The sequence below is a fragment of the Hyphomonas sp. ske169 genome, assembly GCF_056850855.1.
The window spans coordinates 1,186,740-1,200,079 of record NZ_CP096146.1; the positions used below are offsets into that span (position 1 = coordinate 1,186,740).

Consider the following 13,340-nt stretch of genomic DNA (forward strand, 5'->3'; position numbering starts at 1 on the left):
ACCTTCTTAGAATCATTGTTACCTTGCTGGATGATAGACATAGACTTGATCTGCGGCGTAGACGAGGCCGGACGTGGCCCCTGGGCTGGGCCAGTGACCGCGGCCGCCGTAATTCTTGATCCAAGTGCTCCAATTTTTGGGCTGACCGATTCTAAGAAAATCAGCGAAAAGAAGCGCTTTGCCTTAGAGCCTGAGATTAAAGCGAAAGCCGCCCATTGGTGTGTGGCCCACGCGAGCCCAGATGAGATCGATACACTCAACATTCGTGAGGCGACATTTCTGGCGATGCAACGAGCGATCGATGGGCTCGGCAAAACGCCGTCTCATATCCTGATTGACGGCAACGCCCTACCCCAAAATCTACCCGCGACCGCCGAGGCGATAATAAAAGGCGACCTCAAAGAGCCAGCCATTTCCGCAGCCTCGATTCTTGCGAAAACTGAACGCGATCGCCTCATGGCGGCATATGACCAAGACTTTCCTGCTTATGGATTTTCTGGTCACAAAGGTTATGGCACGGTCGCGCATGCGGATGCACTGCAGCGCCTAGGCCCCTGCCCGATACATCGCACCAGTTTTGCGCCGGTCAGACGCGCAATGCTTAGCGAAACCTTAACCAATTAGGCGTTTTTATTAACCATTATTGGTTGGAGATGGTCCATGATCCCTTATGGTTGGCATGTTTGGCGCGGTGAAACGAGCCGGCGGTATCGCTTTAAGATCACCAAATCGATTAGCGCATTGCCGGATGCGGGCGGGATCTATGTCATGGTCCGCCGCACGGCCTTTTTCTTCCTAAAGCCGATCTACATTGGCAAAGCCTCCAATCTGCAAGGCCGCCTGGACGGCCATGAGCGTTGGGAAGAGGCCCGCAAGAAAGGCGCTTCGGAGCGCCATTATTTGTGCATCCGGTCTGAGAATAAACGGCAGAAGATCGAAGAAGACTTGATCCGGCGCTATAAGCCAAAGCTCAATAATATGCTGAAACCGCGCGGCACTGAAGATGCGCCAAACCATGCCAGCCTGCGCAATGGCTGGATGAGCGCAAAAGAATATTACGGCCTCAATGATAAAAAGAAGCCATCCGCCGAGGTAAAATCTGTTTCCGAAGCCCAATCAGATAAGCGCCAAATGAGCGCGCGGGAATATTACGGAAACGCTGGCAAAGCCGCCTAGCCCCCAGGATTTGCGCTGTAACCCACTTGAGCCGCGAGGGCGCCTCGTGGCATAGGCGGCAACATGCCTGACACCGCTTCTCTTTCCACCGTGCCGCCAATTCTTGCGGATGTCCCCAAGAGCGTGAGCTTCAAGAAGCTCCGCAAGCGGCTGACCCGCAATGCTTTGCAAGTCATCGATACGTATGGGTTGATTGATCGCCAATCTGAAAAGCGTCCCAAATGGCTTGTGTGCCTGTCAGGCGGCAAGGACAGTTATGGGCTGCTCACCGTTTTGCTCGATCTGCAATGGCAAGGCGCGCTGCCGGTGGATCTGCTCGCCTGCAATTTGGATCAAGGCCAACCGGGTTTTCCCAAACATGTGCTACCGGAATGGCTTGATAAGGTGGGCGTCGATTATCGCATCGAAACAGAAGACACGTATTCGATCGTGACCGATAAGATCTCCGAAGACCGCACTTTTTGCGCCCTGTGTTCGCGGCTGCGGCGCGGGATTCTGTATCGGATCGCGCGTGAGGAAGGCTGCGATGCGATCATTCTCGGCCATCACCGTGATGACGCGCTCGAAACTTTCATGATGAATTTGGTGCATGGCGGCCGTCTTGCCGCGATGCCGCCCAAACTGCTCAATGATGAAGGGGACGTGATGGTGCTCAGACCGCTCATCACTTCCTCAGAGGCAGATTTGGAGAAATTCTCTCAAGCGATGAGGTTCCCCATCATCCCCTGCAATCTTTGCGGGTCTCAAGACGGCTTGCAGCGTGTGGCGATGAAACAGATGCTGGACGATTGGGAGACGCGAAAGCCTGGTGTCCGGCAAGTGATGGCGCATGCGCTGGCCACCGTTCGGCCAAGCCATTTACACGATCCAAGGGTGTTTAATTTTGCGGCACTTGCCCCTGGTGACGCTGGCGAACGCGATGACGGCGTGCCGTTCTAAGCCACAGAATTCCAGTTTAAGCCTTGAAAACTAAGAAAAAAGGCCCGGCGCTCTAAGCAGCCAGGCCTTGAAAGTTTGGTTCCGTCTGGGGGAGGAAACGCCCAATCGGAGGAATGATTGGGTCTGTGTCCGGAACCTCAACACGAGGACTATATGGGATGGTTGGTTGAAAATGCAACATGCTTGTCTGCATCATCGATATGCATTTTTGCATATATTACCAAAAAGTCACAATCATTGACGCAGAGGTGAAGATCTAAACGCCTCAACTTGGCTAGTTAGGAAGTCTCGGAACGCCCCAATACGTTTCGATCTCTTGAGATCACTTGGATAGATAAAATAAAGATCAAAACTCGGACCGGTAAAGTCCTCAAGCACGCGGACCAAACGGGGCACAGCGCTGACCATATAATCCGGCAGGTCCGCAATCCCGAGGCCCGCCTCAACGGCGCGCAGCATGGCCGGAACATTATTCACTGTCAGCGCCGCTTTGCGCGGGCCTGCATCATCACGTCCGACCCGTTCAGCAAAACTCATCGCCGTGAGCGGGCTGTCGATTGCGCCATAAGCAATAATCCGGTGATTATCGAGATCTTGTGGCGTCCGCGGCATGCCATGCGCTTTGATATATTCTGGCGAAGCATAAAGATTGGTCGCCACGGTTGCGAGTTTTCTCTGGATCAGATCCGCTTTGTCGGCGGCCCATAGTCGGATCGCGCATTCCGCTTCGAGCTTGAGCAGGTCATAGCTTTCGCGATCGTCCAAACGTAAGTCCACTCGCATTTCCGGGTTCTGGCTTACAAATTCGCCGAGACGCGGCACCAACCAAGTCGATCCGAATGCTACTGGCGCCGTGACGATCAGCTCGCCTTGCGCAACATCTTGTTGATCTCGCAATGCCGCGCTTGCTCCTTGTGCAGCAGTGGCCATGTCGACAGTCGAGCGATGGAGTGTGTGACCCGCATCGGTGAGCACCAATCCGCGCGCATGACGCTGAAACAAGGACACGCCAAGATGCTCTTCTAAAGCCGCGATTTGGCGCGAGACTGCGGACTGAGAAATCCCCAATCGCTCACCCGCGGCGGTCAAGCTGCCTGCCTCTGCGGCGGCATGAAAGGATTTCAGTTTGTCCCAATCCATAAGGGCGTCCTCTCACATCAGGGATAATCTGCGCAAGCATATTCCGCCGCGAAAACCTCAAAACGGGCCGTTTGACCGGAAATATTACTGACTCGCCCAAAGAATACGAGCCACCCAATCGATTTGATTGGTTTCCAGCGATGAAATTGGTTCACGACCCACAAGCGGTCGAAGTTCAAGCTTTTGAGTGGTTTGCCGAGCGATTGCTCCTAAATGGAGGGACCGATCTGTTGTTTTCACGATCACCCGATCATGACGCCGCAACTCGGTGCGCCGAGATGCGATGATCCGGTCACCCGCGCGAAAGGCTGGCTCAAACCCAGTTCCGACAATCTCCAAAGCGAAACAGCTCTCATCAAATTCTGAACTGGGGAACTCAGCCTGATCCCAGCGCGATGAGGTTGGAATACCCGTTTCGCTGAACAGATCGTCTCCACTTGCATCAGGAAACTCAATTACGGGCATCGTGAGGCTCGAATGCCCCGAGACCAAGACAGCAAACTCGACATAATCCACGCCAGTAGCCATAAGCGCGCGCGCGATGCTTTCTGTCGAAGGCCATCGCGGCCTGCCCTCTTTCGAGATGCGTTTTGATTTGTTAAAGGCGGTTGCGTCGAGCCCCGCGAGCTTTGCAAGCCCAGACGGCGACAGGCCGTTCCGCGTTGCAATTGTGTCTAATGCGCGCCATACGTCCCCGTTCTGCATGACAAAAAGTCCCGGCACCTAGTAATTTTCAAGAAAATTTTCCTAACATAGGAATAATATCTTATCAACCTGAGCTGGTGCAGCTTGATTTTCTCAACAAAACAGAGTGAAGACGGCGCTATGGTGATGTTACAGCGAACCCGCGTCTATAAAATCTTAAGCGCTGCTGATTGGCAGGTCGCTGAACAGCTCGGACACACTCAAACTGCGCTCGATGAGGGCGACGGATATGTTCACCTATCCAGTCGCGCTCAAGTCGCCGAAACGCTCGCGCTGCACTACTTCAAGCAAACCGAAGTCCGCCTCCTCGAATATATTGCCGAAGAGATGAACGGACCGATCCGATGGGAAGAAAGCCGCGGGGGACAATTGTTCCCACACCTGTACGCTGCCTTGCGGATTGATGGCGCCAAGCGTATCTGGACATTAGATCTGGATACTGAAGGCGTGCCGAAACTGCCCCAAGACATAGACATATGAGCCTACCTGACCTCGCCCTTCCTTTCGTCAAGAAACTCCCTCCGGAAGCGGCACATACGGCGACCATTAAAGGTCTAAAGCTCGGCATTGGTCTGCCAAATATCGCGCCATCACATTGGAACACGCCAATCAAGCTGCCGAGATCTGGGCTGCAGCTTTGGAATCCCATCGGTCTCGCGGCGGGGTTTGACAAGAATGCTGAGGTTCACACGCCTATGGCGCGGTTTGGCTTTGGGTTTCTCGAATGCGGCACCGTCACCCCGCGCCCGCAACCCGGCAACCCGAAACCGCGCTTGTATCGGTTGATCGAAGATCAGGGTGTGATCAATCGAATGGGCTTCAACAATCATGGGCTCGACTATTTTGTTCGGCGTCTGCGCCGCGCCCCGCCCTCGGTTACCTGTCCAGTTGGCGCAAATGTTGGAGCGAATAAATCGAGCCAGGACTTCATCGCCGATTATGTGGCCGGGATCGCGGCGGTCTACCCAGTTTGCAATTATATGACCATCAATATTTCGAGCCCCAACACGCCAGGCTTGCGCGGTTTGCAGGATAAGTCGGCGCTGTCTGAATTGTTGGAGCGGTGCGGCACCGCCCAGTCCGCGGCTCAGAAAAAGTTCGAAACGGACATTGGCGAAGATCAGGACGGCTGGAAACCCGTCTTTCTGAAAGTCGCGCCGGACCTACAGACCAGCGAAATCGAAGACATCATCGACACGGTCAGAAGCGCCGGGGCTTGGTTGTCTGGACTGATCATTTCGAACACCACGCTCGATCGGCCGGAAACTCTCAAAAGCGCGGACAAATCCCAACCCGGCGGCCTTTCGGGGGCGCCCTTGATGGAAAAATCAACGCGGGTCCTGAAAGAGTTTGCCTCTGAACTGATGGGCGAATTTGACCTGATTGGATGCGGCGGGGTCACATCTGGCGCTGACGCCTATCGAAAGATCAGAGCGGGCGCCCATGCGGTGCAGCTCTATTCCGCACTCGTTTATCATGGTGCAGGTTTGGTCGCCCGGCTCAATGAGGAACTCGCTGTCTGCTTAAAGACGGATGGGTTTAGTTCTGTTGAGGCGGCTGTTGGGGCTGATCTGCAGTCTGCCGGATAAGCCCTGGCAGGAACGCGCCATGCGCGGCAACCCGCACCACGAACATGCCCAAGAAAGCCAGCCAGACACCGGTATTCCCGAACGAATCCCGCAAAAGAAGATCCAGCGGGATATAGATCACGGTTACCACCGCCGCGGCGGTACGCAGAGCCTGGCCACGGGTCGCGCCGAGCAAAAACCCATCGAACTGATAGGCCAAGACGCCGATTAATGGGACCAATGCGCAAAAAGGTAGGTAGACGAGCGCGACTGTGCGGGCTTCCGGATCGCTAATAAATGTTGAGATTACCCAGCCGCCGCCAATCCAATAGGCTAGACTGATCAGAATCGCGAAAGCGAAAGCGAGTTCCGTTGTGATCCGCATCGCCCGCAACAGTCTGCGCCGATCGCGCGCGCCGTAAGCTTCACCAATTTCTTTCTCTGCGACGAAGGCGAACCCGTCCAAGACAAAGGCGGCAACGGTGATGAATTGCAATAGGACCTCATTTCCCGCGACATATTCAGTGCCGAGCTGCGCGCCTGACCGCACAAACCACGCAAAGCAGAGCAGCATGGCTAAGGTGCGGATCAAAATGTCTCGATTGGCGTTGAACAATCCGATCAGCGCGGCGCGGTCGAATAGACCCGCCTTTCTCTTCAAACTTGGCCAGATCAAAACCAGGCCGAACGCAAGGGCGACCCATTCAGCGATTGCGGTACCGGCCCCGATGCCAGCCGGGCCCCAACCAAGTCCGGCCACGAACCAGATATCAAGCGCGATGTTCACGCCATTCATCACGACCTGCATGGCGAGCAATGCACCCGTCCGCCCGGTGCCGAGCAGCCAGCCGGTAATCGCATATTGAGTGAGTAGAGCGGGCGCACCCCAAACTCGCGCTGCGAAATACCCGTTCGCCAGATCGACAACATCCGCTTCTGCGCCAAACGGGGCGAAGACGACGCCAGCGAGTAAAGGCGACAAGGCAAAAATCGCGAACCCGAGCGCCGCCCCGATTAGCAGGCCGCGCTGCAGGGTCGCCCGCGCTTCGGCTTGATCCCCGCGCCCCAGGGCTTGTGCAACCAGCCCAGTGGTTGACATGCGTAAGAACCCGAAGCCCCAATAGATGAAACTGAACGCCACGCTGGCAACGGCGACCGCGGCGAGATCCGCTTTATCGCCATACAGCCCCATAACCGCTGTATCCGCGACGCCCGTGGCTGCGATCGCGGCTTGGGCCAGCATAACCGGTACGGCAAGCCGCATCACGCGGGATCGGGATAAGGTGGCGTCTGACATGCGCGCCGCTTAACTTGCTCCGCACCGTGTGTCAGCAATTGGTCGACTCTTTTTTCGCCCAACAAATGGGCAGCTCCGCATAAAATTCGATCAACTCATCGCAAGATACATCTGGACGCCGCATCAAACCTTGTCGTTGGCGCTATTTTTTCGATTGCCTCCGTCATCGTCTCGGGAGGGCGAAGACATGAAAACACGACATAACGGGGCGGTCCGCGCAGCACGCACCTTTGCTTTATTTACAATCCTATCAATTTTTGCAGCGCCAGCGTTCGCCGACACTGGCGACACAGCCTGGATGCTCACATCGACTGCCTTGGTCTTGTTTATGACTTTGCCGGGGCTGGCCCTGTTTTATGGCGGCTTGGTCCAAGGCAAGAATGTGCTGTCTGTTCTAATGCAATGCCTCGCCCTGGCCTGTTTGATGTCGTTGGTTTGGGTTGCGGTGGGCTATTCAATCGCGTTCGGCGACAGTAATGGCGACCTCCCCGGGAAAGGGGCGCTTTGGGGAGGACTCTCAAATGCCTTCCTCGGCAACCTAACAACCGATTCAATGTCAGACACGATTCCAGAATCGGTCTTTGTAATGTTCCAAATGACCTTTGCGATCATCACCCCAGCTTTGATCGTTGGGGCTTTTGTTGAGCGCGTAAACTTTGCCGCGGTTCTGCTCTTCTCAGCGCTCTGGCTTGTCCTGGTCTATGCCCCGGTTTGCCATTGGGTCTGGGGCGGCGGCTGGCTCGCAGACCAAGGCGTCGCTGATTTTGCCGGCGGACTAGTCGTGCACGCGACGGCTGGCATTACCTCTTTGGTCTTCGTCTTTATGCTCGGCAAACGCACGGGCTTCCCGCAAGAAATGCGGCCGCCGCACAATCCGGCTTTCGTGATGCTCGGCGCCTGTATGCTCTGGGTCGGCTGGTTTGGCTTCAATGCCGGCTCCGCGCTTGGCGCAAATGGCGGCGCGGGCCAGGCCATGCTGGTCACGCATATTTCCGCAGCGACCGCGTCTCTGGTCTGGATGTTTGTGGACTGGGTGAAGTTCGGAAAGCCAACATTGGTTGGCACCGCAACCGGTACGATTGCTGGCCTCGCAACGATCACGCCGGCAGCGGGCTCTGTTGGCCCGATGGCCGCAATGATCATCGGCGCAATCGCCGCCCTGGCATGTTATTATGCGGTCATTCTGATCCGCAACAAGCTGAAAATTGATGACAGTTTGGACGTGTTCGCCGTGCATGGTGTTGGCGGGATTTTAGGCACGCTGCTTATCCCGTTCTTGGCCGGTGTCGGCCCAATGGCCCCCGGCTTGGGCGAGACCTCGATTGGCGAGCAATTCACGGTTCAAGCCACCGGCGTGCTGGCGGTTTGCGCATGGTCAGCAATCGCAAGCGCAGCGCTTCTCTTCCTCATCAAATTCATCACGCCGCTGCGTGTTTCGGCGAGCGACGAAGAGGTGGGTCTAGATACAGCTAGTCACGGCGAGTCAGCCTACGGCCACTAAGCCTAATCGAGCGGGGGCTGGCTAGACGCTAGCCCCCATGGCTCACGCCGCTTCTTGAACAATGCGCGCGATATCGTCGCCATAGCGGCCCGCTTTCTTCTCTCCCACGCCCGAGATTTGCAGAAGCTCGCCCCGATCCATCGGGCGTTCGGTGGCGATCGTCGCCAGCGTCTTGTCATGGAAAATCACATAAGGTGGCACGCCTTTGGATTTCGCAATCTCGACCCGCCAATTTCTGAGCAGATCAAACAGCTCACGGTCGCGATTGGAAAGATCTGAAAACGCCGCCGCAGAAGACTTACTGGCGCGCGATTTCGCTCGGCGCACAGTCGGATCTGCGCGCAAGAGCACCTCTCGTTCGCCTTGGAAAACCGCTTTTGCCTGCTCATGATCAGGCACGAAAATAAAGGGCCGCGTGACCTCGCCCCCCTCGGCTAAGAGGCCGGTAAATAGCAGCTCATCGAAGACCGCATTCCAGCCAGTCTTAGGTAGATCTGTGCCAACGCCATAGGTCGATTGTTGCGAGAGATCCTCGTCAAAACCGTCTTTGGCCTGCCCGAGCAGATGCACGATCAAACGTCCGCGCCCGATTTTTTGCCCGCAGCGCAACACCGCCGACAGCGCCATTTGCGCCCAACGCGAGGCGTCATAATGGTTGGCGGCTTCCGACTGGCAATTGTCACACACGCCGCAAGGCTCTGCTGTGTCCTCACCGAAATACTGCCGGACTGACTGGCGCCGACACGCCTCGCCATTCAGCAAAGCAAAAAGCTGTCGCGTCTTGTTGATCTGGACGCGTTTGATCGCTTCTTCGGCGTCGCTTTCATGGCTCCACATCAGGCTGCGACGGAGGTCGGCAGGCCCGAACAGCGCATATCCCTCTGCAGGCTCCCCATCCCGGCCCGCGCGACCAACTTCCTGCCAATAGGCTTCGATCGTCTTGGGTGGATCAGCATGGATCACAAAGCGCACATCCGGCTTATCGACGCCCATCCCAAACGCCACAGTTGCGCACATGACCAAGCCGTCTTCGAGCAGGAAGCGGCGTTGACGTTCGGCTCGGACGTCTGCCTCCAGGCCTGCGTGATAGGCGAGCGCTGCGATCCCGCTACGCTCGAGAGCTTCTGCCAGTTGCTCTGTCCCTTTTCGGGTGGCGGCATAAACGATCCCGCTTTCGCCCTTGTGCGCGCGGATCAAGCTGACCAAGCGATCTGTTTTGTTCCCCGCCTTTGGCTCGGCGCCCAAAGTCAGATTGGGTCGATCAAAGCTCGCGACATGTAGCGACGGATCTGTGAGGTCGAGTTGCTCGAGAATATCGGCTCGTGTGCGTGCGTCGGCAGTCGCGGTCACAGCGAGGCGCGGGACACCAGGAAAAGCATCTTTGAGCCGTCCCAAAGCGCGATAGTCTGGCCGAAAATCATGCCCCCACTGGCTGACACAGTGCGCTTCATCCACGGCTATCAGTGAGACGTTCAGCTCTCTCAAGGCATTGAACAAGCCGCCGGATAGGCCTTCTGGTGAAACATAGAGCATATCCATGTCGCCATTCCGTGCCGCCCGAAGTGCCGCGACCCGGCTTTCATAATCCAGAGAAGAATCGAGCCGCTCGGCCCGCACACCCAGCGCTTTCAAAGCATCGACCTGATCCGCCATCAGCGCGATCAATGGCGAGACAATCAAGCCAACGCCCTCGCGGAGCATCGATGGGATTTGATAACACAGCGATTTGCCGCCGCCCGTAGGCAAGACAGCGAGCCCATCGCGCCCCGCCAATACATCAGCAATCACATCCGCCTGAAGGCCGCGAAATTCCTCATAGCCATAAATCCGCTGCAGCAGCGCCCGCGCGGAATCTAGAGTCAGATGATTAGTCGACGTCATGCGGATTAGTCTCAAAGGACTCGCCGCGCAAAACAAGCGATCAGAACGGGTAATCTATACTTTCTTTGCCTCAGCTCGGTTCAGCAAGAAATGCCCATTTAGAGCCGCCACCGGTTTGTCCCGTTCGCTCTGCCAGGCTTCTGCCGTCACAGACGCCATGCGTCGCCCGAGTTTGATCACACGGGCGCGGCCATACAGATCCTCGGCATGGCCCTGCCTGAGATAATCAACGGTGATATTGATCGTGCGCGCGGGGCGTTCCACATCAGATACAAGAAACAGCTGTGCCATCGCCGTCATTTCCAGGAAAGTTCCGATCGCCCCACCATGCAGCGCTTTGATCGTAAAATTACCGATCAGCTTGTCTTGAAAGGGCAAGACAGTGGTCATGTCATCACCCTTAATATCGCACCGCATGCCGAGTGTTTTCACGATCGGGACGTTCGACAAAAAGCTCTCAAGTTGAGCGCCGCGGCTGAGGGTCTCGCTCATTCTGGCACCCCAAGGCTGGCTTTTGGACGCGGCTTGTTGATCGCGAAGGCGCCTTGAGCGGTGGCAATCACCTTGTCGCGACTTTCATGATAGGCCCAAGCCCGCGTGAAGGCGACGGATTTGGTGACATGGTAGCATTCTGCCTCGCCGATAATATCGCGCCCGCTGTCGGCGGGCCGCATATAATCGATGCGCAAATCGAGCGTTGCGACAAATCGAAATTCTTCGAGCGATGCGGCACAGGCCATGCCGCTAAGATTATCGAGCAAGGTGGTAATCGCGCCGCCATGGATGACCTGCGCTTCAACATCACCCACCAAGTGTTCGGCAAAAGGCTGAACGCCCCAGACCTGGCCGCGCTCAACCCGGGTGACCTTAAACCCCGTTTCTCGCGCCCAAGGTACAATTTGGGTCATGCCATCCATATGCTGGCGCATCAGTTCAATGCGTTTGTCCAGACTGGCGATGCTTTCGTCCATGACGACCTCTTAAGTTGACGCGCCGTCGTAAATTGACGTTCACGTCAACGGCTATACCATCTCTTCAATCCAAGAAAACCGGTAACCTCACGGGAGGAGCAGACATGGCATTCGATGCGGCAAAAGCTGGGAAAGCCTGCATCATTGGGGCTGGCTGCAGTGGCTTCACAATGGCTAAGCGTCTCAAGGATTATGGCGTGGCTTATGACTGTTTCGAGATGTCGGACAATATTGGCGGCAATTGGTATTATAAGAACCCCAATGGCATGTCGTCTTGCTATCAAAGCTTGCACATCGACACGTCAAAATGGCGCCTCGCTTTCGAAGATTACCCAGTGCCAGAAGACTGGCCGGACTTCCCGCATCACAGCCAGCTACTGCAATACTTCCATGACTATGTGGATCATTTTGGCCTGCGCGAAACGATCACGTTCAATACCAGCGTCGACAAGGCGGTTCGCCGCGAGGATGGCGATTGGGATGTGACACTGTCGACAGGTGAAACCCGAACGTATCAGTGGCTGTTCGTTGGCAATGGACATCACTGGGATCCGCGCACGCCAGATGATTATCCGGGTCAGGACACATTCACTGGCTATCAAATACACAGCCATCATTATGAAGATCCGTTCGATCCGTACGACTTCCGCGGCAAACGCGTGCTTGTGGTTGGAGCCGGCAATTCGGCGATGGATATCTCTTCGGAACTGTCTCAGCGCCCGATCGCCGAGAAGCTGATCATCTCTATGCGCCGGGGCGTTTGGGTGCTGCCAAAATATCTGGGCGGACAACCCGCAGACAAAGCCGTGCTGCCAAGCTGGATGCCAATGAGTATCGGCCGCGCCCTCGCCCGCTCGAAAATCAAAAAAGAGATCGGCAATCCAGAAGATTTTGGCCTGCCCAAACCAGATCATGAGCCGCTCGATGCTCACCCGTCTGTGTCGGGCGAGTTTCTAACCCGGGTCGGCTGCGGCGACATCACCGCCCGAGGCGCTATCGACCGGTTCGAGCCGAATGCTGTGATCTTCAAAGATGGTCACAGAGAAGAAATCGACGCGATCGTTTGGGCGACGGGATACAAAGTCTCCTTCCCCTTCTTTGATGATCCTGAGCTGACCCCAAACGAAAACCGCTTGCCGCTGTTCAAGCGGATGGTGAAACCGGGCTATGAAAACCTGTTCTTCTTGGCCCTCGCGCAGCCTCTGCCGACTCTGGTGAACTTTGCGGAACAACAGTCAAAACTCGCGGCCGCGGCAATCGCGGGCGAGTACGCCTTCCCAGATCATGCCGAAATGGACCGGATCACCATCGCCGATGAGAAAACCCATATGGGACATTTCTATCAGGCGGCGCGTCACACCATGCAGGTCGATTTCAACACTTATGTAAGAGACCTGCATCAAGAAATAGAAAAGGGCCGGAAGCGGGCTCGGGTGACAGCATAATATTCTAGGAGCAGAGCATGCGAAGACTCACACTCGGACTGGCATTTGCCGGTGCGTTCGCATGCGCTTCGCCGCCGCCAGTTGTCTATTATCCGCAATCGGGAAATGCGCCGGTGGGCGCGCCGCCTTCGCAAATCCCTGATGGTCCGCGCGCCGCGCAAGGCCCGTTTCAGCCGGACTATTATCTCTATGCCTGCACCCCCTCATTCTCAAACCGGCCCGATACAGATCGATCAGGCCGGATTTTGGAATACAATGCGCTGGTCGTCGTCCACAATCTCATTCTCGCCGCCGCACCGACCAATGGCGCCTGTATGACCTCAGGCTTCGGGCCTCGGTTTGGACGCATGCATAAAGGCATCGACTTGCAGGCGCGCCCGGCGGTTCCCGTCTATTCCACTGCGCCGGGCCGCATTTTGGAAGTCAGTACCCAAACCGGGTTTGGACGCCAAGTCCTCATCGATCACGGCAATGGCGTCTACACGCGCTATGGGCATCTTGCCTATTTTTCCGAGGGACTCGCTGCGGGTCAGAAAATCGGATTCGGCCAACCGCTCGGCCTGATGGGCGAAACCGGAAACGCGACGGCATTGCATGTCCATTATGAAATTCTAACCGGCAATTATAATACGCCCCAAAAATCTTGGGGCCTGACCGCGCATAACCCGCTGGACTTTCCAAGATGGACCGGATTGGATGGTCTTAGCTGATTGTTGA

14 protein-coding genes are annotated in these 13,340 nt (G+C 56.2%); 8 read left to right on the forward strand and 6 right to left on the reverse strand.

Annotation, left to right across the window (positions count from 1 at the left end):
• The first annotated feature begins 30 nt into the window (after positions 1-30).
• The 3 genes from rnhB (at position 31) to ttcA (ending at position 2,115) form a co-directional block, all read left to right on the forward strand.
• On the forward strand, positions 31-624 hold the full coding sequence (rnhB, locus tag MY069_RS05660) for a ribonuclease HII (RefSeq protein WP_482796098.1): 594 nt from the start codon (positions 31-33) through the stop codon (positions 622-624).
• 36 nt (positions 625-660) lie between these two features.
• Positions 661-1,176 carry a GIY-YIG nuclease family protein gene (locus tag MY069_RS05665; RefSeq protein ID WP_482796099.1) on the forward strand — a complete coding sequence of 172 codons (516 nt, stop codon included), beginning with the start codon at positions 661-663 and terminating at the stop codon, positions 1,174-1,176.
• A gap of 63 nt (positions 1,177-1,239) precedes the next feature.
• Positions 1,240-2,115 (forward strand): tRNA 2-thiocytidine(32) synthetase TtcA, encoded by an 876-nt coding sequence (gene ttcA, locus MY069_RS05670; RefSeq protein ID WP_482796100.1) that lies wholly within the window; start codon positions 1,240-1,242, stop codon positions 2,113-2,115.
• A 234-nt stretch (positions 2,116-2,349) separates the two neighbouring features.
• Here the strand turns inward: ttcA and MY069_RS05675 are convergent, their stop codons facing one another.
• Positions 2,350-3,255: a LysR family transcriptional regulator gene (locus tag MY069_RS05675; RefSeq protein WP_482796101.1), complete on the reverse strand. Its 906-nt coding sequence runs from the start codon at positions 3,253-3,255 to the stop codon at positions 2,350-2,352.
• A gap of 84 nt (positions 3,256-3,339) precedes the next feature.
• Positions 3,340-3,960, reverse strand: a complete 621-nt coding sequence (locus tag MY069_RS05680; protein ID WP_482796102.1) for a S24 family peptidase — start codon at positions 3,958-3,960, stop codon at positions 3,340-3,342.
• A 120-nt stretch (positions 3,961-4,080) separates the two neighbouring features.
• On the opposite strand from MY069_RS05680, the gene MY069_RS05685 reads away from it, so the two are divergent.
• Together MY069_RS05685 and MY069_RS05690 are read left to right on the forward strand one after the other, a co-directional pair.
• Positions 4,081-4,440, forward strand: a complete 360-nt coding sequence (locus MY069_RS05685; RefSeq protein ID WP_482796103.1) for a DUF952 domain-containing protein — start codon at positions 4,081-4,083, stop codon at positions 4,438-4,440.
• Positions 4,437-5,549 carry a quinone-dependent dihydroorotate dehydrogenase gene (locus MY069_RS05690; protein WP_482796104.1) on the forward strand — a complete coding sequence of 371 codons (1,113 nt, stop codon included), beginning with the start codon at positions 4,437-4,439 and terminating at the stop codon, positions 5,547-5,549. The genes MY069_RS05685 and MY069_RS05690 overlap by 4 nt, the downstream gene beginning before the upstream one ends.
• Here MY069_RS05690 and MY069_RS05695 read toward each other — a convergent pair.
• Complete coding sequence (locus MY069_RS05695; protein ID WP_482796105.1) at positions 5,500-6,825, reverse strand: MATE family efflux transporter; 1,326 nt, start codon at positions 6,823-6,825, stop codon at positions 5,500-5,502. The two genes, MY069_RS05690 and MY069_RS05695, sit on opposite strands and share 50 nt — an antisense overlap.
• 187 nt (positions 6,826-7,012) lie before the next feature.
• Here MY069_RS05695 and MY069_RS05700 point away from each other — a divergent pair, with 187 nt between their 5' ends.
• Complete coding sequence (locus MY069_RS05700; RefSeq protein ID WP_482796106.1) at positions 7,013-8,326, forward strand: ammonium transporter; 1,314 nt, start codon at positions 7,013-7,015, stop codon at positions 8,324-8,326.
• 42 nt (positions 8,327-8,368) lie between these two features.
• Here MY069_RS05700 and recQ read toward each other — a convergent pair whose 3' ends face one another.
• Genes recQ through MY069_RS05715 form a run of 3 tightly spaced genes read right to left on the reverse strand, consistent with a single transcriptional unit; the run spans position 8,369 to position 11,178 of the window.
• A complete protein-coding gene (gene recQ, locus MY069_RS05705) occupies positions 8,369-10,207 on the reverse strand; it encodes a DNA helicase RecQ (protein ID WP_482796107.1) in 1,839 nt (612 codons plus the stop codon).
• A gap of 54 nt (positions 10,208-10,261) precedes the next feature.
• Positions 10,262-10,699, reverse strand: coding sequence for a PaaI family thioesterase (locus MY069_RS05710; RefSeq protein WP_482796108.1), 438 nt, complete (start codon positions 10,697-10,699; stop codon positions 10,262-10,264).
• Positions 10,696-11,178 (reverse strand): PaaI family thioesterase, encoded by a 483-nt coding sequence (locus MY069_RS05715; protein WP_482796109.1) that lies wholly within the window; start codon positions 11,176-11,178, stop codon positions 10,696-10,698. Before MY069_RS05715 ends, MY069_RS05710 begins: the two co-directional genes overlap by 4 nt.
• 104 nt (positions 11,179-11,282) lie before the next feature.
• Here MY069_RS05715 and MY069_RS05720 point away from each other — a divergent pair, with 104 nt between their 5' ends.
• Complete coding sequence (locus tag MY069_RS05720) at positions 11,283-12,623, forward strand: flavin-containing monooxygenase (protein ID WP_482796110.1); 1,341 nt, start codon at positions 11,283-11,285, stop codon at positions 12,621-12,623.
• A 17-nt stretch (positions 12,624-12,640) separates the two neighbouring features.
• Positions 12,641-13,333 (forward strand): M23 family metallopeptidase, encoded by a 693-nt coding sequence (locus MY069_RS05725; protein WP_482796111.1) that lies wholly within the window; start codon positions 12,641-12,643, stop codon positions 13,331-13,333.
• Positions 13,334-13,340: the final 7 nt, after the last annotated feature.